The organism is Pseudomonas sp. TH34 (assembly GCF_016650865.1).
Lineage (GTDB): Bacteria > Pseudomonadota > Gammaproteobacteria > Pseudomonadales > Pseudomonadaceae > Aquipseudomonas > Aquipseudomonas yamanorum.
On the sequence record NZ_JAEKFB010000035.1, the window covers coordinates 586,142 to 608,287 of the forward strand.

A 22,146-nucleotide genomic window follows, 5' to 3' on the forward strand; every position below is an offset into this window, starting at 1 on the left:
AGTCAAGGATTCCACTGGTTGGAAAGGGCCGGACGCACGGTTTTCAGATCCGGCGAGTTCTCCAGGAAGTTGTCGGGGTAGTAGCCAAAACTGGTCACGCCCTGACGCTTGAGCACGCCCATCCACTCGGCCATTTGCGCACCGTCCAGATCGGGAGCGGCCGAGGTGCGCCAGTCTTTGGCTTGCAACTCGAAGACTGTGCGTTGCAGCGCGCCGGGGCGGGCCTTGACGGTGGCCACGAGCTTTTCCAGCCAGGCGTTGGAGCCTTTGAGGTCCTGGCCTTCCATCAGCGGCATGGCCATGGGCGCGGTCCAGTCGTAGCTGGTGAGGAAGTCGTCGAGGTTCTGCGCGAACCAGGCTTCGCTGCCCGGGTTGAGCATCGGCTCGGCGAAGATGTTGCGTGCGGTCTGCACCTGCGGGCCGCGCAGCGTGCGGACCTTGGCGGTCAGTTCATGGGTGAAGTCGATCAGGTAGCGGCTCTTGAAACGCGTCCAGCGCTGCATCACCGCAGGGTCGGCGCGCAGGGCTTCGATGGTGTCCGGCAGGCCATTGGCGGCGTAGGCCTTGAGCGCCAGCGGGCTGGCGTCTTCGAAGTCCGACAGCACCGCGTCGTCGTGGAACAGCACGCCGTCGATGGCACTGGTGCGGGCCAGGTCTTCGTAGATTTCGCCGATGATCTGCCGCACCTTCGGATCGAACGGCGACAGGCGCTGGTACTGGTCCGGGTCGATGGCGACCTTGCCGGTTTCCGGGTCCCAACGGGTGACACGGGGCAGCTTCGCATCGAGGGCGAAGCTGAGCACCGGCATCCAGGCAAATACGTTCACGTGAGCCCGGGTGCGCAGTTGCCAGGTGACACGGTTGAACAGGTCGGCGCGCACCGGCAAATGGCGGTTGGGGAAGTACAGCGAACGCACCAGGCCATCGCCCTTGGGGTCGGCGAAGGCTTGCAGGAACACGGTGCTGGCGCCCATGTCGACCACGCGCTGGACCAGTTTGTCGAGGTTGCGCGCCTGCTGCTCCGGGTCCGGGTCGTAGACGTTGTCCAGGTCCACATGCAGCACCCGCAGCGGGGCTTCAGTCTGGGTCGCGACGATGGCGTTGGCGTAGTGTTCGCCGTCCGGGTCGGAGGCCACCAGGAAGCGCGGGCTGCTCATCAGGTTGCCGAGGCTGTCGAGACCGTCTTCCAGGGTCAGGGCCATCTGGTAACCCTGCTCGCCTACCACCGCCAGCGAGGTGCCATCGGCAGCGCCGTAAGGCCACACCCACACGCGCGGCGCCTTGCCGGTGACGGCGCGGATCTTGTTGGAGATGGCCGTCACGTCGGTGCGCATCCGCGCCTGGAACTGGGCTTCGGTTTCGTAGCGATGGGTGGCCGGGTCAAAGCGTCGGGTGGTGGCGGCCGGTTGCAGGTTGCCCTGTGGGTTGGCCAGCACGCCCTTGTGGTTGGCGTCGGTGTGCGCGGCGATTTCCACCAGGCCGGATTGGGCGATTTCACGCACCTGTTGCCAGGTCAGGAAGTCCGAACGCGGCCGTGGCGTGCCGGCGAAATCCACCGGTTGGTTCAGCGGCGTATCCACCCATGAGCCCACCGGCGCCAGCAACGCGTGCCAGTTGTAGCTGCGCAGGATCGGCATCACACGGGTGTAGAAGCTCGCGTAACCGTCATCGAAGCTGAGCATGATCGCCTTCGCCGGCAGCTCCGGGCCGCCGTTGCGGGCGGCGAGAATCTGGTCGACGGTGACCGGCTGGTAGCCGTTCTCCCGCAACCACGCCAGCTGTTCGATCAAACGCTCGGTACGTACGGCCACCACCGCCTGATCAGGGTCGCGGTCCTCGATGTCGTGGTAGGCGATACCGAGAAAGTGGTTCTTCGGCCACGCCGCTTCGTTGGCGGGCTTGAGCCGCTCGGCGGGTGGAGTGAAAGGCGCGGGTTGCTGGGCGCAAGCGCTGCTCAGCATTAACCCCAGGGCCAACAGGCAACGGGACAAGACAGGCATGATCGGACTCTTCTAGAAGCGGTAGGTGAGGTCGACGATCAGGCGCAGATCGCTTTCGCGCTCACCGTCATAAGGTCGGCTGATCCAGCTGAGGTTGGCGCCGGTTTCGAGCACGTCGTTCCAGCGGAACCGCTGGCCGTAGCCCACCAATGCAACGCCGCCGGTGCCGTAATCGCGCTGGCTGTAGGTGCCCGCCCCCACCTGGAACTGCTGGCTCCACTGGGTTTCGTAGCGGTGGTAGAGCACGTGGTTGACGGTCGCCGTGGGCAGCACGCTGAAGTCCGAGCGCGGGTTGAAGTACGGCGTGTCTTCCTTTGTGTTGCGGCTGGTGCCGACTTCCAGGCCCAGATCGACTTGCACCCCCGGCGAGCTGTACACGCCCTGGCGACCGGTGAGCAGTGCTTCGAGACGGTTGTTGCCGTCGCTGAAATGGGACGGGCTCAGGGCCAGTTTCCATTCGCGGCTTTCGTTGGCGCGCCAGCGGATAAAACCGCTGCCGCCGTTGGCAGTAATATCGGCATTCAGCGCCCGCAACGGAGTGCTGGCGGAGAGGTAGTCGAGGCTACCGCCGTACTGCCATTGGTCATTGATGTCCCGGGCAATCGCGATGCGCGCGCCCTGCTTGTCGCCAAAGCCGTAGGAGTGATTGGAGACCTCGGCTTCGAGGGTCATGTCGCGGGTGCGCCGCTCGACACCGAGGCGCTGCCAGCGGTGTTGGCCGGTGCCTTCCTGGAAATCGGCAGTGGCGTAGCCGACACCGCCGAACACGCGCCAGTCTTCATCGATGGGCGGGCTGTAGAGCAAGGTTTCGATGCCGAAATCGCGGCTGCCGGACACCGCGCCCGCACCGTTATCGCCGCCACCGTTGCTTTTGCCGGTGTAGGCCTCGACGCGCAATTCGGCCATGTCATGCACATCCCGCAGGCGGCTGAGGCGCTGTACCTGGCGGTTGTCCGGGGCGCGGTCGACCACGTCGTCGGTGAGCGCATCAAGCTGGCGCCACTCCTGCAGATCCAGGGCGGTATGGCCTTGAGAGACTTCCAGGCCGATGTCGCGCGGGGCCTGGGCTTCGGTTTCCTTGAGGGTGTTTTCGGCGCACCGTGGCCAGTCGCGGGCGCGGTACATATCGGCCTGGGCCAGGCGTAGGCCGATATTGCCGGGCGCCTGCTGCACCAGGGCTTCCAGGCCTTTTTCGCTGGCGGGCAGGTCGGCGCCATAGGTGCCGGCCTGGGCGGCCAATTGTTGGGCGTCCATCCAGGCGTCGTTGGGGTTGCCGATGGGCAGGCCCTTGAGTTCGACCCGGGGTTTCTGGGTGCTCGCCAGGTTGTCGGCGACTTCGCGAGCCTCCACCACTTGATCGTTTTCAAGCAAGGCGTAGAACAACGCGGTGCTGTCTTCGACGTGATCGCCGGCGTCCGCATCGCTCGCCGCCAAGGCCTGGCGATACAGCGGCGCGGCCTTTTCCGGCTGGCGCTGGTCAAGGTAAGCGGCAGCGACCCAGCGCAGCGCGTAGGTCGGCAGCTGCACACCTTCGCCCTTCAGCACTTCGTAATCGCGGATCACCTCGGCGGTGCGCGCCCGAGCCTTCAGCGCACCCAGGCGATCGATGCGCCAGCGCACCACGTCATCATGGGCGGTGGCATCCGGTGTCCAGGTAGTGAGCAGTTGGTCGTAATCCTTGAGGGCGCGGTCGGCGATGACATAGCGCTCTTTTTCACTGCGCGAGGCGAACTCGGCCAGGCGCACGCGCTCGGCGGCCAGATCGCCTTCGAGGCGGCGCTGGGTGACCGGGTCCAACAGGCCCGGGCGCCGGGCGGCCAGGCGCAGGGCCGGTTCCGGCAGGCGCGCGCGTTGCAAGGCGATGATGTATTCGCGGGCGACTTCGGGTTTGTTGCCGGCGCGGATGAACGCCTGGTCGAATTCGAACAGCGCGTCATAGGTTGAACCGGCACGGGTCAGGGCATAACCCAAGGCCATGCGGCGGTCGGCGTCGTCGGGCTTGGCGGCCACCAGAGCTCGGGTGCGCTGTACGGCCTCGACGGTTTGGCCGGCGTCGGCCTGGGTCAGGGCCAGGCCCAATTGAAGGTCCGGGTTATTCGGCTCGCGTTGCAGCGCCTGGCGATACACGGCAATCGCCGGCTCCCAACGCTGCTGGTTGCGATAGGTACGGGCGACGGTGGCCAATGCTTGGGTGGTCAGGGTGCGACTGCGGCCCTGGGTCTCGTAGACCGTCAGCACCTCGGTGTCCTGGCGTGCCCAACTGGCAATCAACAGGTGATCGCTGACCTGCCCCGGCGTCTGACGCTCGGCGGGCAATTGGCGCAACAGATTGAGGGCCGGGCCATAGTTGCCGCTGCGGGCCTGGTTGATCAGCGAATCATAGGCAGCATCCGCCGACGCCACGACAGGCCAGAGCAACTGGCTACACAGGGCCAGACGGATAAAGGGATGAACATTACGCGACATGTCGTCAGCTTCCTCACCAGGGAAAGCTGTAGCGATAAATTCACCTGCACGACACTCCAGGCGGCCAGCATCTGATGACGCGGCCAAGCTTTCCTGGGGCGCAATATCCTTGAGAGGGGTACAAAAAAGGCCAATTCCGAACAATTATTCAGAATTGGCCTACATCACTTTGAGCTGATTCTTATTGAGCGCCGCTGACCGCGCCGAACTTGCCCAGCACAAACCCAATGAATTGCTCGACGGTCATTTTCTGGCCGTTGAAGGTCACTTCATTGTTGGCGTAGTGCAGCTTGGACACGATATCGGTGCCCACCAGAGTCGCCAGTTGAGTGCCCACGGCCATGCCGCTGATCATCTCGCTGGCCATCTGGGATTGCTGCTCGATGGCTTTCGGGTCGGTCACACCACCGATCTGCGCTTGCAGGGCGGCAACGTCCTGGACCATCGGCTTGGACAGGGTCAGGTTGGCATCCAGCAGCGCAACAATTTGCTTGCCCAGCTCAACCGGCGGCAGTTCCATGCTCGACGGCTTGGCCAGGTCCAGCACCAGGTTGAAACGGCTCTCGCCATTGGTGGTTTTCAGCGACAGGTTTTCTACCGCCACTTGCGGCTTGGCAGCCAGCAGTTGGTCGACGTTGGCCTGGGCCAGGGTCTGCTCGGCTTCGGTCAGTTGCAACTCAGGTACGGGCTGGCCAGCCGCCGCAGCGGCTTGGGCCGGTTGCACTTTTTCCTGATAGAGCTTGGTCAGCACCAGCATCGACGGGATGTCGACGTTCTTCATGCTGACCGCCATGGCCGCCGAACCCACTGGCTTGCCCTGGTAACCGATCTCGTCGATCTTGTAGTCGACACGGCCGGCCAGGTTGTTGTCCTTGGTTTCGCTGCTGTCTTTCTGCTCAAAGTTCTTGAGGGTCAGCACCGCTTGCTGCGGACCGAAGGTGACCTTGGTGTTGGTCAACTCCACCGTGTTTTGCCCGGTGTAGAAACCAAAGGTGGTTTTTTCCAGGTTGCTGGCGATGGTCAGGCCACTCAGCTCGGCATCCAGCTTGGCGTTGTTGGCATCGACCACCGAGACTTTGAGGCTGTCCATGTAGCCGCTGGCCTTGACCTTCTTGCCTTCGGCAGTCGAATCGAAGTCCAGGTTGGCGCCGGAGAAGCTCACCGCCGACTTGTCGTCCTTGAGTTCCAGGGGCAGCAGTTCAACATTGCCATTCACCGAGCGGTTGTAGCCGATGTTGGCCACGCCTTTGAGCGGCGACACGTCTTTGCTGGCGGCGAACCATTTTTCGGTGGTGGCGTTTTTCTCAAGCTCGTAGTGACTGGTGGCCATGACCGGCAACCACTTCAGCGATACCAGGCGCGAGAACGGCAGCGGGCCGTGTTCGATATGGTCGACGAACAGCAGTTCGGTGTCCTGATGGTTTTCGCCGAACACTGCGCCCTGGGCCTTGAGGCGATAGTGGGCGGTGCTGCTGAACAGCTGGCGGTCGAGGGAGACCAGTTCGAGGGTCACGGTGCCGTCGACACCGGCCATGGAGGTCTGCAGTTCCTTGTTGGCGTCCTGGATGGCGGTTTGCAGCACCGGCTCCAGTTGCTTGCCGGTGTACCAGGCACCGCCTGCGCTGATTGCACCAATGGCGACGACGATACCCAAGAGAACGACTGCTGGCTTATTCATGTAGTGACCTGATCAAATCCTGTGAAGTGGGCTGTCTTCCCTGAACCCCGAAGGGTGTCGGCTCAAGCCCGCCGAAATCCGGGGAAGATTAGCATTGGCTGGCGTATGCAGCCCAATTTTTCAATAGGCGCAGGCTTCAGCGGTGAACGGTAAAGTGCCTTCGCGAGCAAGCCCGCTCCCACATTCGACTGCATTCCAAAGATGGAACTCGATCAAATGTGGGAGCGGGCTTGCTCGCGAAGGCGTCAGTACAGACACCACAGAATTCAGGAATACTCGGTTTCGATCTCATCGAGTTGATGGTCAAAGCTCTTCAGCCGCGCCGTCCACGTATACACCAGCACTTCAAACTCACGGTGAATCACCGCATTGCCCGGCGTATCCGATTTGGGATCATAAAAATCCAGCTGGTAACGCTCCCGCGCCATCGCGGTGGCCACGTCGGATAATTCCCGGGCGTTATTCAGCCAATGCCGTCCGTCGGCGACTTGCCGATCAAGCATCACGCACTGTTTTTTCAGGGCTTCGAGGCTTTTTTCCAGCGGGGTGCCGGTCAGTTCACCCATGACTTCCTGGAAGGTGCGCCCAGGTTGCCAGTAGCTGCCCCAGAAGTAGCGGTCGAACACTGTCTCGACCCGACGCAGGGCAACCTTGGTGTCCCAGATCGCCACGCGGGTCTTGCCTTGTTCGAGCAGTCTTCGCTTGATTCGCTGGCCCTGGTAAGAAGCCCAGGCCACCACGCCGATGGACAGCACCGCGATCAGCGCGCTGGCGCTGTCGAGGAACACCATGGCCTTGTCGATTTGATGGGCCAACATGATGCCGTAGAAGTAAGTCGCCGATAGCAACACCAGTGCGAAGAACACGCACCAGAAAGCGGGAGCATAAGGGTTTTTCATTATTGGAATCCCCATGAGCAAACGCGAGCAGTGACAAGCGGGTCATCAACAGAACCCGCCAGTCAAAGCATAGCAATCAGCTCAGGGTTTGCTGGCTTGTGTGGCTTGCGTTCGTCCACTTTCCCAGCCGCCGCCCAGGGCCAGGAACAAATCGATCTGGCTCATGGCAACCTGGGTGTTCGCCGCCGCCAGTTGCGCCCGCACATCGGTGTAGGTGCGGGTGGCTTGCAGGTCGGCCAGGAACGACGCGCGACCGGCCTGGAAGAAGCGGTGCGTCTGCTCCGCGGCCTCTTTGGCCGAGGCGCCGGCATCCGCCAGGGCATCGCGACGTTGCAGTTGCGCGGTGTATTGCGCCAGGCCCGTCTGGGTTTCGCGGATGGCGTTGAGCACCACGCCGTCGAAATGCGCCAGGGCGCCCTGGGTCGCGGCTTCGGCTTCATGGATGCGCGCGCGGGCGCCGTTGGTCGGCAGCGTCCAACTGATCAGCGGGCCAAAGCCCCAGCGGTTGGTGGCCGGCGTGCCCAGGTCATCCAGGATACCCACGGTGCCGACGGTGGCCCCGATGCTGATGTCCGGGTACAGCGCGCCGGTGGCTACGCCGATGCGTGCGGTGGCAGCCGCCAGTTGGCGTTCGGCCTGGCGCACATCAGGGCGACGCTTGAGCAGCGTGGCGCCGTCGCCTACCGGCAGCAATTGGGCGATATGCGGCAGTTCGGCACATTGCGCGGTGCCGGCCGGCAGTTGATTCAGTGGCTTGGCCAGCAGCATCGACAGGCGGAACAGCCCGGCCTGGCGCAGTGCTTCATAGCGCGGCATTTCGGCGCGCAAGGATTTGTACTGGGTTTGCGAACGGGTGACCTGGGTTTCATCACCCCGCCCGGCATCCCGCAGGCGCTGGGTCAGGTGCGTGCTCTGGGCTTGCAGGTCGAGGGACTCGTTGGCGATCGCCAGCTCTTCATTGGCCGCGCACACTTGGGTGTAGGAGCGCACCACGTCGGCCACCAGGGTGATACGGGCGATATCGGCCGCCGCCTGGGCCGCGTCGGCGCTGGCCTGGGAGCTTTCAATGCCGCGCTGCAAGGTGCCGAACAAATCGAATTGGTAGGACGTGCTGATGCTCGCGGCGCCGATATTGGCCACCGGGACTTTTTCCGTCAGCAAATAGGCCTCACCGGATTCTTGCAGGCGCTGGGCTTCCGCTTTGGCGCCAGCACTCCAGCCGCCGGCAGATTCGGCTTGCTGCACTTGATAGCGCGAGCGCTGCAAGTTGGCCGCAGCCACCCGCAGGTCGGTGTTGGAGGCCATGGCCTGCTCCACCAGCTTATCCAGGCGCGGGTCTTGATAGAGCTTCCACCAGTCCGCCGGCACCGGCGCCGACACCACATTGCTGCCCTCTCCGGCCAACTGGCCCTGAAGGTCACCACGGTTCACGGCCGCCTTGTCCGGCAGCTTGTAATCGGGGCCCACCACTTGGCAGGCCGACAGCAACAACCCCAGCCCGGCGGTTGCTAAAAGCCGTTTCATGGCTGGTTCTCCGACTTGGGTTTATCGCCGATGATCGACACCGTGGCAGTGCGCCCGGCAATCATGCGGAAGTCCGCCGGCACGTCGTCAAAGGCGATGCGCACCGGAATCCGCTGGGCCAGGCGCACCCAGCTGAACGCCGGGTTGACGTTGGGCAGCAGGTTGGAGCCGCTGGTGCGGTCACGGTCTTCGATACCGGCGACGATGCTCTGCACATGCCCGCGCAGGCGAGCGTTGTCGCCGATCACGCGGATGTCGACACTCTGGCCGACGTGGATGCCGTCGAGCTTGGTCTCTTCAAAATAGCCGTCGATGTGGAAGGAGTTGCTGTCCACCACCGACAACACCGGGCGCCCGGCGGTCACGAACTCCTGGTTACGCGGCGCACGGTCGTTGATGTAGCCGTCCACCGGGCTGCGGATCACCGAGCGGTCCAGGTTGAGCTGCGCGGCATCCACCGCCACTTGCGACTCCGCCAGGGCCGATTGGGCACGGGCCACGCGGGACTGGCTTTCTTCCAGTTGCTCGCTGGCCACCAGGTTGCCGAGGCCACGGTTACGCTTGTTCTCGCGCACGGCCTGGGCCAGGGTTTCCTGGCGGTCAGCCACGGCGGCCTGGGCTTGGCGCAGGGCCAGCTTGAAGCGGTCCTGGTCGACAGAGAACAGCACCTGGCCGCGCACCACCAACTGGTTGTCACGCACGTCCACTTGCTGGATCAGCCCGGACACGTCCGGGGCGATCTGCACGATGTCGGCACGGATGTGACCGTCACGGGTCCACGGGGCGAACATGTAGTACATCACCATGCGCCACACGACGACGCAGGCGAAGGTCACTATCAATAACGTCAGGACTACACGGCCGATGGTCAAAAAAGGTTTTTTCATGTCATGAGGTATCGACTGAGTGAATCCACTGCGCCCAGCAACAGAGCGTAGAGACCCACATTGAACAATGCCCGGTGCCAGACCAGGCGATAGAAGTGGACGCGGGTCAACAGCCCGTGCACCACCAGGTACAGCACATACGTAATGCCCATCAGCACCAACAGCGTGGGCAGGAATACCCCGCTGATATCCAGATCACCGATCATAAAGGCGCTCCATCGGGTAACGGCGCTTCCATTTCTGTGCCGCCGAGAAATTCCACGCCGGGCAACAACGCCAGGCGCAAGCCACTGAGGGCGTGCAGCAAGTGCAGGCGGGTTTCGTCCTCACCTTGCAGGCCCTGGCCGTTGAGGGCGCGGCGGGTACGGTCGAGGGTCATCAGCAGACCGCTGGGGGCCGGCAGACGTTCACCGGCTTTCAGGCAGGCCTTGAAGTAACCGCCGACGCCTTCCACCACCTGGTTCAACAACACACGCGGAACCCCGAGGATGCGCGGCGAGTACGCCAGCAGGTCCAGCAGGTTCAGCGCCACACGTACTTCCCGCAGGGCGATGCCTGTGTCCTGGCCGGTCATGGCCAGGCGCGGCAGGTGTTGCATCAGACGGTCGAGCATTTGCACGCCCATCTTGCGGTGCTCGGCCAGGGTCGCAGGCTCGGTGAGGGTGACGATGTCGCGCCAGCTGAATCGGGTCAGGCGCTTGGCCGCCAGCTCGGCGCCGAACGGCCGGGCAATCAGGGTCCAGACGAAGGCGAACAACAGGCCCACCGGGCCCGCCAGGTTGGAGTTGGCGAAGGCCAGGAAGTCCGCATCATAGGCCCCCTGGATGCTGATGAACGACGAAGTGTTGACCAGCGTCAGCAGCATGCCGAGGTAGAAGCGCGGCTGTACCGTCAGCGTGCCGATGCAGATAAAGGGCACCGAAAACGCCAGCACCAGCATCGGGAAATCATGCAGGTTGGGCAGCACCAGAAACAGGTAGAGGCTGGCGAACAGCACCGACATCGCCGTCCAGAAAAAGAACCGGTAGATCTGCGGCGCCGGGTCGTCCATGGAGGCGAAGAAGCTGCAGGCCACCGCCGCCAGGATCACTGCACTGCCACCGTCGGTCCAGCCCAGCAGGATCCACAGCACCGAGGCGACGATGATCGCGGTGACGGTGGAAAACGCCGAGTAGAACATCAGGCCACGGTCGAGGAAGGGTGTCAGCCGGCCCAGGCGCCAGTGGCGGTAGACCGCGCGCCAGCTGTCCTGGCTTTCGCACTGGATGGCAGCTTGCAGGCTGCGGCAGTCTTGCCACAGATCCACCCACTCGCCCAGACGATACAGGGCGTTGGAGAACAGCAACTGATGGCGGTCATCCAGGGCGTCGGCATCGGGTTGCAGGGCTTCGATCTGGTCACGCAGAACACGCCAGCGTTCGAGGGGCGCGTCCTTTTGCGTGCTGGCCAGCCACTCGTTGGCGGCGGTCAGCAACGGTGTGAAACGGTCGAGCAATTCCGGCGCGCGGTGTTCCAGGGCATACACGGCATCGTCGAGAGCATCGATCACCGGCAGCAGGTGGATCATCCGCCCGCGCAGCTCCTTGGTGTTGCGCACCGTTTGCGGCCGCGAGCCCTCGTGGGGCAGTTGGCCGATCATCAATTCCAGGGTGTTGAAGGTGGCAACCATGCCACCGCGCAGGGTGCTGATTTCATCGGGTTGCACGTTGCGGCTGAGAAAGCGCTGGCTGTAGACCTGGGCGTCGGCAAACCACTTGCTCACCGAGTCATCGAACACCGGCGCCAGGCGTCGCGGCCAGAACATCGCGCCCACTACGGCTGCCACGGCAATGCCGAGGAAGATTTCTTCAGTACGCGCTTCGGCCACATCCCACACCGCCAGCGGGTTATCCACCACCGGCAGGGCGATCAGCGGCAAGGTGTAGCCGGCCAGCATCAGCGCATAGCTGTTGGCGGTGCGCAGGTGCAGGGACAGGAACAGCAGAATCCCGGTCCACAGCGCGATCACCACCACCAGCAGGTAAGGCGTCTGTACAAACATCGGCACAAAAAACACCGCAGCGGCCGCCCCCATGAAGGTACCGACCGCCCGGTACAGCGCCTTGGAGCTGGTAGGGCCGACAAACGGGCTGGAAACGATATACACCGTGGCCATCGCCCAATACGGACGCGGCATTTGCATCAGCATGGCGATGTACAACGCGATCATTGAAGCGGCGAATGTCCTTACGCCATAGAACCAATCCTTGGCCGGCGGCATGCCGGTAAAAAATCCGTTCAAGAACTCACAACCATGGGATGTTGATTGGCGCCTTCGAAGGCCCGCAGTACACGCAGCGCAGCTTCCAGGTCATCGGGATCGATCGTCGCCAGCACCTCGCGGCGCAGGCGCACCAACTGCTCTTCCACCGCCTGCACCAGCTCGCGGCCACGCTCGGTGAGGCTCAAGGCCTTGGCACGGCGGTCGTGGATGTCTTCGGTGCGGCACACATAGCCGGAACTGCACAGCTGGTCCAACAGGCGCACCAGGGACGGGCTTTCCATCCCGGCAGCCTGGGCCACCTTGACCTGGTGCACGCCGTCACCGAGGCGGCCGATCATCAGCAGCGGCACGGCGCAGGCTTCAGAGATGCCATAGCTGACGAGCGTGGTCTGGCAGATTTTGCGCCAGGTCCTGGCACCTACCACCATGCTGCTGCTGATGTTCATCTGGAGTTGTTCGAGGGTCTGGGACACTGGACTCTTCGCATACAGTTAGTTTGCTAACTATCAATATGGTCGATGGATACAAAGCAGTCAAGTTTTGATACAAATTTGCGGATGGGTGGATGGCCCGTGGGCTAAGTAAAGCTGGTTTGGGGAAAGGTGGTTTGCTGCCAGCAACCGTCAGTCGCCTCACTCAGCTCACATGCGTCGTCAGGTATGCACGTTGTATATACTTCGTACATACCAATCTAGAGCATCCACTTATGTCAAAACTAGCCGTTTTCACCTTGAAGCTTGAGTCGGAACTACGCGACCAATTCATGGCCGAGTGCGAGGCTACCCACCGTCCTGCATCGCAAATCGTACGAGATATGATGCGTCAGTTTGTCCAGGCCCAGCAGGAATCACGGGAGTACGATGCGTTCTTGCAGCGTAAAGTAGACGCCTCTCGCGCCTCGATACAGGCAGGCAGAGAGATTTCCAATGAGGATTTGGAAGCTGAGTTTTCTGCGAAACGTGCTCACGTAGATAATCAGGAATGAGGGTTGCCTGGACGCCGGAAGCGGCGCAGGACCGTAGGGATATCTGGGACTTTTTATTTGAGAAAAACCCACAAGCCGCAGCCGATATGGATCGACGCTTCAACAGTGCAGTGCTGGGACTGGCAAAACACCCAGAAATCGGTCCACTCGGCAGGATCACGGGCACACGCGAAGTCATTCCTCATCCAAGCTACCGCCTTGTTTACCAACTTGAGCCCGACGTAGTAAGGGTCTTGGCGCTTGTGCACACCGCTCGCCAATGGCCACCAGAGAAAGCAACCGCCTCTTGACGGCTTAGACTCCTCGCCCCTCTCTCAACCGCAAATTCAACTCATCCACCACCTCTGCCCAATCCGCATCCTCCAAAATCTCTTCGCGCAAAAACGCCCGCTGGCCTGGCGTCCAGAAAAACGCTTCCGCCAGGTGCAGTTCGGGCTTGAGTGGGGAGTGGACCGCGATGAACCGCTCAATGCTGACCGGGTCATCGGGCAAACCGAGCTGTTTGAACAACGATGGCAAGTTGTGGACTGGGGATTCCATGAGGCGTTCCTGGAGAAATGGTTCACCTGAGTCTAGCCCCCCAGGCGAACATGAACCTCTCCGGTGTTGCGCAGATTAATCGCAACCCTCGCGGTGCACGCCCGCTGGCGCGTTACACAGCACGAACAGCCGGGCTCGTGCGCCACCGCCATCCTGCTGGCTGAGCTGGCGCCACCCTGTCGGTAACGGAGCAAACTCATCCGGCGGCTCCGTGCCGCTGATCAGCCATACACGCTGGGTCTCGGCGGGTAACGCCGACAAGCGATCAAGGTAAATACGCCCGCCGTCCTGGTCCACCAAGGTGCCAAAACCATAGGCGTTCGGCCGTGTGGACTTGCCGGAGGCGGTCGGCGGTGTGAAGAGCTGCAACTGGGCGTCGGTCTCATCGTAATAGACGTAGGGCAGGTACCACAGCATGTCGCTGATGACGATGCGGTCATCTTCCTGGTAGTTGCGATTGACGAACTCCACCACCACGTTGAATTGATCATGTTCATCGACGGTGGCGTTGGTCTTCACGCCCACCCACTCGACCCCGACAAACAGCACTAGCAGTGCTGCCCCGGCGAGCGGCAGGCGTGGCGACAGACGGTCGACAGCCACCGCCACGATGATCGGCAAACTCATCGCGTAGGCGGTGAGATAACGCTCGATAAACACCGGGGAAATAAACGACACCCCATAGACCAGCAGCACCGGCAGGATGAAAAACAGCGCCAGCAGCCAGCCGAAGCGATAGCGGCTTTGATCGCGCCAGGCGGTCACGCCTACCAGTGCTATCAGTAGTAAAGGAAACGCAATGAAGAGGGGGCGCCACAAATGGTCGCCCGGGTCCTGAATGAGGAACTGCCACACCATCGATGGCACGGAATACAGGTTGACCGGATCCTCCCAGCCAATATCACCGCCCACCTTGAGTTCTTCGGTGTGCTGCACCAGGCCCAGCAAATTCGGGAGCCAGGGCAGGTACAGCAAGACAATGGCAACGTTGGCCAACCACCAGCCCGGACGTGTGACAAGGCGCAGGCCGCCGGTCCGTGGCTGGCGCAGCAACAGCAGCCATGACCAATGCACCAGTACGCACAAGGCAGTGAAGTAGTGGGTGTAGAAAGCCGCCGTCATCAACAGCGCATAGGCCACCAGATAGCGCTTGCGTTCAGGCTGGCGGACCCAATACACCAATGCCAGGGTGGCGGCCAGCAGCCACACGCCCAGCAGCGAATACATTCGCACTTCCTGGCTGTAGCGCACCGCCGTGGGCAGCAACGCCAGCAGAATCCCCGCCAGTACCGCCGCGCGGCGGGTCGCGATCAGCCGCGTCAGCCAGACCCCCAGGCCGACCGCAACCACACCGGGGATCGCACTCATGCTGCGCAGGGAGAAAATACTGTCGCCAAACACCTCGATCCAGCCGCGCAGCATGAAGAAATACAGCGGCGGGTGAACGTCATGGGCGGCGTGAAACCACAGGTCCTCCAGGGAATACTCAGCGAGCAGCAGGCTTGAACCTTCATCGCCCCAGATTGCGGAGGCGGTCAGGCCATAGAAGCGCACGGCCATGGCCAACGCCACCAGCGGCACCCACCACAATCGAGCCAGCCAGCCGGCATTCTCCCAAAGACCAGGATTGACCACGGGAAATGCCCCGGCCTTGTTGTCTTGTTCCGCCACAGAGCGTCGCACCTCTACTTCCTCACCCACTACTGAACCTGCGCTTGCGCGAACACCCGCCACTCTAGGTGAAAAGGCCTTGATTCGCCCGCTGTTTTGCTCGTTTTGAGCCGTCATCCGCCAATCGGACAAATCTGAATTTTGCGCAGGGTGTCTCCGACGCTTTGGTCGGATCAGGCTATGATTGCTGCCTTCCATGGATTCAGGATCAAGGACACTTCATGCGCATCGGTCTTCTGTCACCCCTGGCACTGGCATTGCTCGCCTCCCTGCCCCTTCAGGCCCACGCCAGCGGCGATGACTCGTGCTACCCGGATTGGCGGGTGTCGCGTAACAGCCTGGACGTGTGCAGCAACCTGCCATTTTTGAGCCCGGGCAATGACAGCCGGGTCAACCTGCGGCTGCTGCTGGCGGACAAAAACGTCATGCCGCTGGCACCGAATGCCCTGGGCGAGCAGGACTTTTCCGAAGGCTTTGGTCCGGTGCCATTCCCGGTGTATCGGCTCACGCCCGCGGCGGATGAGCCCGACAACAAACCCGACGACTCGCGTACCGCCGAACTGGATGAACTGCTCAGCCCACTCGGCATCAAGCGCGATGACTACAAGGCCGCCGGTGAAGCCTTCCTTTCCGGCGAAGGCAGCCGTTGCCGCAGCAACGCCGATGACAGCGCCGCCGCGTTTATCAGCCAGGTGGTGAAAGCCGATGTACCGCAAGCCGAGCGCCAACTACTGGCCAAACTGCGGCTGCAGATGCTCGGCAGTTGTTCCTCGGACGGCGTAGCGGCAGGCGAGGCCGACTCAATTAAATCCGCAGACGGCCAGGCATTGCTCGCCTACCTGAAAGCCGCCGGGGACTTTTACAGCGGGCGCTTCAACGATGCGCAAAAAGGTTTTGCCGGGCTGACGAGCAGCTCGCTGCCCTGGCTCAAGGAAACAGCGCTGTACATGACCGCCCGCACCGCGCTGAACGATGCCCAGCAAAACGCCTTCGATGAATACGGTACGCCGTCCCTTGAGCATGTGGATAAGTCCGCGCTGCAACAGGCCGAGACTGGATTCGATGATTACCTGAAAACTTATCCACAGGGCGAATATGCCGCCTCCGCCCGCGGCCTGCTGCGCCGGGTGCACTGGCTGGCGCCCAACCCCGACAAACTGGCGGACGACTTCGCCTGGCAACTGACCCAGGCCACCGAGGCCCAGCGCAACGTATCGCTGGATGAACTGGTGCAGGAAGCCGACACCAAATTGCTGACCAGCACCACGGCACCCGTAGGCAATCCGTTGATCCTGGCCCTCAACGACCTGATGTGGATGCGCGCCGGTGACCCGCCGAAGCTCACCCGTGAAGCCCTCGATGGGCAGAAGTCGACATTCGCCCAGGAACCGGCGCTATATGCCTACGTACAGGCGGCGTTTGCCGTGTACGTCGAGCACCAACCCGATCGCGCCTTGAAGTTGTTGCCGCAAGACGTGCCGTCGAACCTCGATTACTTCGCCTTCAGCCAGCAGACCCTGCGCGGCCTGGCATTGGAAGCCAAGGAAGACTGGAAAACCGCCGAAGCACTGTGGCTGCAACTGCTGCCGCTGGCCAAGCAACCGCTGCAACGTGACCAGCTGGAGCTGGCCTTGGCGATGAACTACGAACGCAGCGGCCAACTGGCCAAGGTGTTCGCCGCCGACTCGCCGATCAGTGCCAAACAGGTGCGCTATATCCTGCTGCGCAACGTCGCCGGTCCCGATCTGCTGCGCCAACAGTTTGCCCATGCCGACGACCCGGTAGAGCGCCAGACCGCGCAATTCACGCTGCTCTATAAAGACCTGCTGCGCGGCCAGTTCGAGACCTTTGCCGATGACCTGAAGCAACTGCCCGCCCAGGTTCCCGATGACAAGCTCGGCACCAGCCTGGGTTACGTCTACAGCGGCGGCCAGTCGTTGAAACTGTTCCAATGGAACGGTGACAAGGCCGAGTCCGGCTACACCTGCCCGAGCATCGCGCAAATCGCCAGCACCCTGCAGGCCGATCCGAAAAACCCGCAAGGCCTGAACTGCCTGGGTGAATTCATCCTGCGTAACGGCCTGGACGGCATGCCCCTGGAACAAGCGCGCTCCGCCGGCAGCCTGGGCAGTACCGCCTCGCCCTTCAAGGGCGAAACCTTCTCGCGGCTCGAAGGCTATAAACGGGTGATCGGCAATCCCAAGGCCCCTCACAACGACAAGGCCTACGCACTGTTTCGCGCCATCAACTGCTATGGGCCTTCGGGCTACAACAGCTGCGGTGGGGAAGACGTCGACAAGGCCGTGCGCAAAGGTTGGTTCCGCCAGTTGAAGACCGGGTTTGCCGATACCCAGTGGGGCAAGTCGCTGCAGTACTACTGGTAAGCCGTGAAGCGTTTCTGGCTGGCCCTGCTCCTGCTGGCAAGCCCGGCTTTCGGTGCGGTGGACGCCCGCGACCATGATGCGTTCTGGCTGTGGAGCGGCGTCGCGCCGCAGCCGGTGCTCAAGCAGGCCAAAACCCTGTACATCCTCCAGGGCCAGATCAACTCAACCCGCCGCGCTCCCCAGCGTGGCGTGCAGTTCATCGCCCAGGGCATGAGTGTGCCGCGCATCACCCAAGGTGAAATCTGGGTGGTGTACCGCGCCCACACCCTGCACTGGCCCGAGTCGGTCTACAGCCAGATGCTCGGCCAGGTACAACGTTGGCGAGACGCGGGCAACCCGGTGGTTGGCATCCAGATCGACTTCGACGCACGCACGCAATACCTCAACGAATACGCCGACTTCCTGCGCGACTTGCGCCAGCGCCTGCCCAAGGATTTGCGCCTGAGCATCACCGGGCTGATGGACTGGAGCAGCAACGCTGACCCGGCCGCCATCGCCCAACTCAAAGGCGTGATTGATGAAGTGGTGGTGCAGACCTACCAGGGCCGCCACAGCATCCCGGATTACGCGGCGTACCTGCCACGCATGAACCGGCTGGGAGTGCCATTCAAGATTGGGTTGATTCAGGGTGGGGCGTGGGAGGAGCCGGGATATTTGAAGGGAAATGAGTGGTTTCGTGGGTATGTGGTGTTTTTGCAGAATCCTTGAGTGCCGCAGTCCGTGGACTGCGGGCACTGATGGCTTAAAGACTAACGCCCGCGAATGCCCGGTGTTTTACCAGTCATAGGTCAAACTCGACACCACCGTACGCCCTTCCCCGTAGTAACAATCCAGGTCGCTGGTGCATTGCGACACGTAGGTTTTGTTGGTCAGGTTCTGCACATTCATCGCCAGCTTCACGCCTTTGAGCTTGAACGGCGAGGCACCCAGGTCGTAGCTCAGGCTGGCGTCGTAGACGGTATAGGACGGGATGCTGAACGCTCCTGCGTAGTAATCACCGAAGCTGCTGCGAACATAGCGCGTACCCACGCCTGCCCCAAGGCCCGCCAGGGGCGTGTCGCCGAGGACGGTGTAATTGACCCACACCGAAGCGGTAAGCGGTGAGATGCCTGCCGGGTGTCGGCCTTGGCGGCCGTCGTTGTCCTTGGTGTATTTGATGTCGTTGCGCGCTGCCGAGGCGACCACGTCCCAGGCATCGCTGAGGGAGGCCTTGGCTTCCAGCTCCACACCCCGTGAGCGCATGGCACCGCTCTGGGTGCTGAAGGTGGTGTCTACCGGGTTGGTGGTCAGCACGTTTTCCTGGTCGAGTTGGTAGACCGAGACCTGCACAAAACTCTTCTGGCCCGGCGGCTGATATTTCAGGCCGACTTCGTACTGGTTGCCGGTAGAGGGATCAAACGGTTTGCCGCTGATATCGGTGCCCGACAGCGGCAGGAAGGATTCGGAGTAGCTGATAAACGGCGCCAGGCCGTTATCGAACAGGTACACCAAACCGGCCCGGCCAGTGAACGCCTGGTCTTTGCTGCTGGTGCGGGTGTCGGCCAACGGCTCCTTGTTGACCACGTTGGCCCAGTCGTAGCGCCCGCCAAGGACCAGCGCCCACTTATCCAGTTTGATCTGGTCCTGCACATACAGGCAGGTCTGGGTCACGGTGCGGTCCCAGCGGTAAGGCTGGCCGAAATTCATCCGCTGGCCGTAGACCGGCTTGAACAGGTCGATCACCGGTGGATTACGGTCGTACAGCCCGTGGAATTGCGAGTTGAAGTGGTAGTAATCGAGGCCGACGATCAGCGTATGGGACAGTGCCCCGGTGTCGAATTCCGCCTGGGCGATGCTATCCACGCCAAACACTTTGTTGTTCTGCGACCAGTCCACGCCGAAGCGCTGCAGGTAGCGTTGGTCTTGCACGCCAGTTGCCGGGTTGGGTACAAATCTGTAGCCGTGCAGCGGTGCGGTGTAACGGTCGTCCACCTCGGCGTAGCGGGCATTTTGCTTGAGGGTCCAGGTGTCGTTCAGGCGATGGGACACCTCATAGCCCAACACGTACTGCTCGCGGTTGTACTGGTTGACGCCAGGCTCGCCGATAAACACATCACGCTTGATCTTGCCGTTGGGGTTGTCCCAGATCGTCCCGGACGCAGGCAAACCCTGGGCCTCGGGCACGCCTTTGTCTTTCTGGTACTGGGCGAACACGGTCAGGCGCGTGTCGTCGTTGGGCTGCCAGGTCAGGCTGGGGGCGATGAATTGGCGTTTGTTCTCGACGTAGTTGATCTCGCCCTGCTCGTCCTTGGCCAGGCCAGTGAGGCGATAGAGAAACTGGCCTTGTTCATCCAGAGGACCACTGAGGTCGATAGCGGCGCTTTTGTGTTCGTAGGTGCCGGCTTCCAGCACCACTTGATGCACCGGGGTTTCGCTGGGGCGCTTGCTGACCATATTGACGATGCCGCCCGGCTGGTTCTGCCCGTACAGCACCGAGGCCGGGCCTTTGAGCACTTCGATGCGCTCCAGGGAGTACGGCTCGATCTGCAATGCCCCGCCGGTGCTGCCGCCGCCGTAAGGCAAGTGCAAACCGTCGAGGTACAGCGGCGTCGGCGAGAAGCCACGGGAAGTAGGTTCATCGAACAGTTTGACGCGGTCGGAAAAGCCGCCGGCGGTCATGCCCGGCGTATAAAGCAGCGCCTGGGTGACGCTTTGGGCGCCGCGGGCTTTGATCTCGGCGGCGGTAATGACGTTGATGGTCTGGGGGATTTCCACCAGCGCCGAATCGGTCTTGCTGCCGGTGGCGCTGCGCTTGGCAACGATGCCGTCGACCGCGCCCCAGGCCGTTTCCTGATCCTGTTGGCCACTGATCTGCGTCGCACCGAGTTGCAGCGCGCCGTTCGCCGGCAGCGCCTGCAACGACCAGCCGCCCTGGGATTGCACCGCGACCAACCCGCTGCCGGCCAACAACCGTTCCAACCCTGGCCCGGTGGCGTAGCGGCCCTGCAAGCCGGCGCTGCGCTTGCCTTGGGTCAGCGAGGCGTCCACCGACAACAGGATTCCCGAGGCGCTGGCGAACTGGTTCAAGGCCTGGTCGAGGTTGCCTGCGGGAATGTTGTATGGGCGCAGCGCTTCAGCGCTCTCCTGAGCCTGGACCACGCTCGGCACCACAGGCGCCGTCGCCAGCAAACTGACAAACAGGCCACGGCGCAGGGCGCGGGCCAGAGGTTGGATTGGGTGGTGCGACATTGCAGGGCTCCCCGTGAGAACGCTTCTTGATTGGCTTTCAAGAGGTATCCCGGACGGGGTAGGAAAACCGACAAGCCGTAGGCAAAAAATTTTTTTAGACCCGCGCCTTGATCGTGACCCAATAGCGCGTCACCGCCTGTACCTGCACCGGCAACGAACGCTCAAGCGCGTGGAGAATCGCGTCGGTGTCATTCAGCGGAAACACGCCGGTCAACAGCAAGCCCGTCACTGCCGCATCGCAGCGCAGCAAGCCCGGGCGATAACGGCTCAACTCGGCAACGAACTGTCCCAGCGGCTGGCGCTCGGCGATCAAGCGGTTCTCGGTCCAACTGCTGGCATTGGCATCCACCGGCGCCAGCGTCGAAGTCTGGCTGGCGCTGAACCACAGGCTGTCCCCTGCATTCATCTGCACCGCCGCGCCGCGCACCGGACGCACCTGCACACGCCCTTCATACAGGTCGACGCGGCTGCCATCGTCCACTTCACGCACGGCAAACCGGGTGCCCAAGGCCTGCACATCTCCGGCCGGGGTTTCGACGATCAATGGCCGGGACGGGTCGTGGCCGCTGGTCAGCAGGATCTCGCCACGTATCAGGCGGATACGCCGCTCACTGGCACTGAACCGCAGGTCAACCGCGCTGTTGCTGTTGAGGTCCAGGCGCGTGCCATCGCTCAAGGTCAGGTGACGAATCTCACCGGTGGCGGTGCGGTAGTCGGCAAACGCCGCCTGCCAGGGCTGGCTGCTTTGCACCAGATAGCCGCTGCCACCGGCCACCAGCAACAGCCCGAGCAGTTTCAAGGCGGCGCGGCGTTGGGTGTCCGGTGTCTCGCGTAACACCGCGCGGGCACTGTCGACAGGCACACCGCCGAGGGTTTGCTGTAACTGCTGCAAGCGCTTCCAGGCGCGCCGATGTTCCGGGCCGGCCTCCTGCCAGCGCGCGAAGGCCTGGCACTGATCGCCGTCCATCTCGCCGCCCCATTGCAGCATCAACCACTCGCTGGCCTGCTCGACAATGGCCGGGGCAATCGGCGCTTCGTGCCGGGCTCTCATTCTTCGTAGGCGACCTGATAGCAGGCGAGAATCGCCCGGGTCATGTACTTCTGCACCGAGCTGACAGTCACCTCCAGGCGCTCGGCGATCTGTGCGTAACTCAGCCCTTCGAACTGCGACAACAGGAACGCCCGGCGCACATTGTCGGGCATGCGATCGAGCATGGCGTCGATCTGCATCAGGGTTTCAAGGATCAATGCGCGAGTTTCCAGGGACGGCGACTCGGGCTCCGGCAGGTGGGCGATGCTTTCCAGGTAGGCGCGCTCGATGCGCAGGCGCCGCCATTGATCAATCACCAGGTTGCGAGCGATCTGTGTCAGGTAGCTGCGGCTTTCCTTGTCACCGGGAAAGCGCCCCGATACCAGCAAGCGCAGGAAGGTGTCCTGCGCCACATCGGCGGCGTGTTCGCGATCCCCCAGGCGTTTGCGCAGCCAGCTTTGCAGCCAGCCGTGATGGTCGCGACACAGGAGATGAAGCTGTTGCCGGCCGTCAGTCGCGGTGTCCATGAAAAGCTCAGATACGTTATTGAGAGCAATTATCATTACACCATGTTGCACGGCTGGCAAAGCT

General features: G+C 62.4%; 18 protein-coding genes. 4 read left to right on the forward strand and 14 right to left on the reverse strand.

From position 1 onward, the window contains the following. Positions 1-2: 2 nt before the first annotated feature. From pgaB to JFU58_RS31950, 9 genes are all read right to left on the reverse strand, one after another. Entirely contained in the window at positions 3-2,000 is a 1,998-nt protein-coding gene (pgaB, locus tag JFU58_RS31910) for a poly-beta-1,6-N-acetyl-D-glucosamine N-deacetylase PgaB (RefSeq protein WP_063033653.1), read from the reverse strand. A 12-nt stretch (positions 2,001-2,012) separates the two neighbouring features. Next, a complete protein-coding gene (gene pgaA, locus JFU58_RS31915; protein ID WP_201143096.1) occupies positions 2,013-4,466 on the reverse strand; it encodes a poly-beta-1,6 N-acetyl-D-glucosamine export porin PgaA in 2,454 nt (817 codons plus the stop codon). A gap of 181 nt (positions 4,467-4,647) precedes the next feature. Further along, complete coding sequence (locus JFU58_RS31920; RefSeq protein WP_063033655.1) at positions 4,648-6,144, reverse strand: YdgA family protein; 1,497 nt, start codon at positions 6,142-6,144, stop codon at positions 4,648-4,650. A 266-nt stretch (positions 6,145-6,410) separates the two neighbouring features. Then, positions 6,411-7,043 carry a hypothetical protein gene (locus JFU58_RS31925; RefSeq protein ID WP_003218188.1) on the reverse strand — a complete coding sequence of 211 codons (633 nt, stop codon included), beginning with the start codon at positions 7,041-7,043 and terminating at the stop codon, positions 6,411-6,413. 81 nt (positions 7,044-7,124) lie between these two features. Next, positions 7,125-8,567, reverse strand: a complete 1,443-nt coding sequence (locus JFU58_RS31930; RefSeq protein ID WP_093203103.1) for an efflux transporter outer membrane subunit — start codon at positions 8,565-8,567, stop codon at positions 7,125-7,127. Continuing rightward, complete coding sequence (locus JFU58_RS31935) at positions 8,564-9,454, reverse strand: efflux RND transporter periplasmic adaptor subunit (RefSeq protein WP_201143097.1); 891 nt, start codon at positions 9,452-9,454, stop codon at positions 8,564-8,566. The genes JFU58_RS31930 and JFU58_RS31935 overlap by 4 nt, the downstream gene beginning before the upstream one ends. After that, the gene (locus JFU58_RS31940; RefSeq protein WP_003218193.1) at positions 9,451-9,660 is read right to left on the reverse strand and encodes a DUF1656 domain-containing protein; all 210 of its coding nucleotides are present in this window, start codon (positions 9,658-9,660) and stop codon (positions 9,451-9,453) included. Before JFU58_RS31940 ends, JFU58_RS31935 begins: the two co-directional genes overlap by 4 nt. Then, positions 9,657-11,735, reverse strand: coding sequence for an FUSC family protein (locus JFU58_RS31945; RefSeq protein ID WP_063033657.1), 2,079 nt, complete (start codon positions 11,733-11,735; stop codon positions 9,657-9,659). The genes JFU58_RS31940 and JFU58_RS31945 overlap by 4 nt, the downstream gene beginning before the upstream one ends. Further along, complete coding sequence (locus JFU58_RS31950) at positions 11,732-12,163, reverse strand: MarR family winged helix-turn-helix transcriptional regulator (RefSeq protein ID WP_010168758.1); 432 nt, start codon at positions 12,161-12,163, stop codon at positions 11,732-11,734. Before JFU58_RS31950 ends, JFU58_RS31945 begins: the two co-directional genes overlap by 4 nt. Before the next feature lie 260 nt (positions 12,164-12,423). On the opposite strand from JFU58_RS31950, the gene JFU58_RS31955 reads away from it, so the two are divergent. Both JFU58_RS31955 and JFU58_RS31960 read left to right on the forward strand, forming a co-directional pair. After that, positions 12,424-12,702, forward strand: a complete 279-nt coding sequence (locus tag JFU58_RS31955; protein ID WP_003218199.1) for a hypothetical protein — start codon at positions 12,424-12,426, stop codon at positions 12,700-12,702. Next, positions 12,699-12,992, forward strand: coding sequence for a type II toxin-antitoxin system RelE/ParE family toxin (locus JFU58_RS31960; protein WP_201143098.1), 294 nt, complete (start codon positions 12,699-12,701; stop codon positions 12,990-12,992). Before JFU58_RS31955 ends, JFU58_RS31960 begins: the two co-directional genes overlap by 4 nt. Before the next feature lie 4 nt (positions 12,993-12,996). Here the strand turns inward: JFU58_RS31960 and JFU58_RS31965 are convergent, their stop codons facing one another. Both JFU58_RS31965 and JFU58_RS31970 read right to left on the reverse strand, forming a co-directional pair. Next, positions 12,997-13,242 (reverse strand): DUF2789 domain-containing protein, encoded by a 246-nt coding sequence (locus JFU58_RS31965; protein ID WP_063033660.1) that lies wholly within the window; start codon positions 13,240-13,242, stop codon positions 12,997-12,999. Between the two features lie 75 nt (positions 13,243-13,317). Further along, positions 13,318-14,925 carry a glycosyltransferase family 39 protein gene (locus JFU58_RS31970; RefSeq protein ID WP_374106754.1) on the reverse strand — a complete coding sequence of 536 codons (1,608 nt, stop codon included), beginning with the start codon at positions 14,923-14,925 and terminating at the stop codon, positions 13,318-13,320. A 209-nt stretch (positions 14,926-15,134) separates the two neighbouring features. On the opposite strand from JFU58_RS31970, the gene JFU58_RS31975 reads away from it, so the two are divergent. Both JFU58_RS31975 and JFU58_RS31980 read left to right on the forward strand, forming a co-directional pair. Further along, complete coding sequence (locus JFU58_RS31975; RefSeq protein WP_201143099.1) at positions 15,135-17,297, forward strand: outer membrane assembly lipoprotein YfiO; 2,163 nt, start codon at positions 15,135-15,137, stop codon at positions 17,295-17,297. A gap of 3 nt (positions 17,298-17,300) precedes the next feature. Beyond that, complete coding sequence (locus JFU58_RS31980) at positions 17,301-18,005, forward strand: DUF3142 domain-containing protein (RefSeq protein ID WP_177069498.1); 705 nt, start codon at positions 17,301-17,303, stop codon at positions 18,003-18,005. A 66-nt stretch (positions 18,006-18,071) separates the two neighbouring features. On the opposite strand, the gene JFU58_RS31985 is transcribed toward JFU58_RS31980, so the two are convergent. From JFU58_RS31985 to JFU58_RS31995, 3 genes are all read right to left on the reverse strand, one after another. Continuing rightward, positions 18,072-20,525 (reverse strand): TonB-dependent siderophore receptor, encoded by a 2,454-nt coding sequence (locus JFU58_RS31985; protein WP_201143100.1) that lies wholly within the window; start codon positions 20,523-20,525, stop codon positions 18,072-18,074. 94 nt (positions 20,526-20,619) lie between these two features. Next, complete coding sequence (locus JFU58_RS31990) at positions 20,620-21,576, reverse strand: FecR domain-containing protein (protein WP_201143101.1); 957 nt, start codon at positions 21,574-21,576, stop codon at positions 20,620-20,622. Next, positions 21,573-22,082 carry a sigma-70 family RNA polymerase sigma factor gene (locus JFU58_RS31995; RefSeq protein WP_201143102.1) on the reverse strand — a complete coding sequence of 170 codons (510 nt, stop codon included), beginning with the start codon at positions 22,080-22,082 and terminating at the stop codon, positions 21,573-21,575. The genes JFU58_RS31990 and JFU58_RS31995 overlap by 4 nt, the downstream gene beginning before the upstream one ends. Positions 22,083-22,146: the final 64 nt, after the last annotated feature.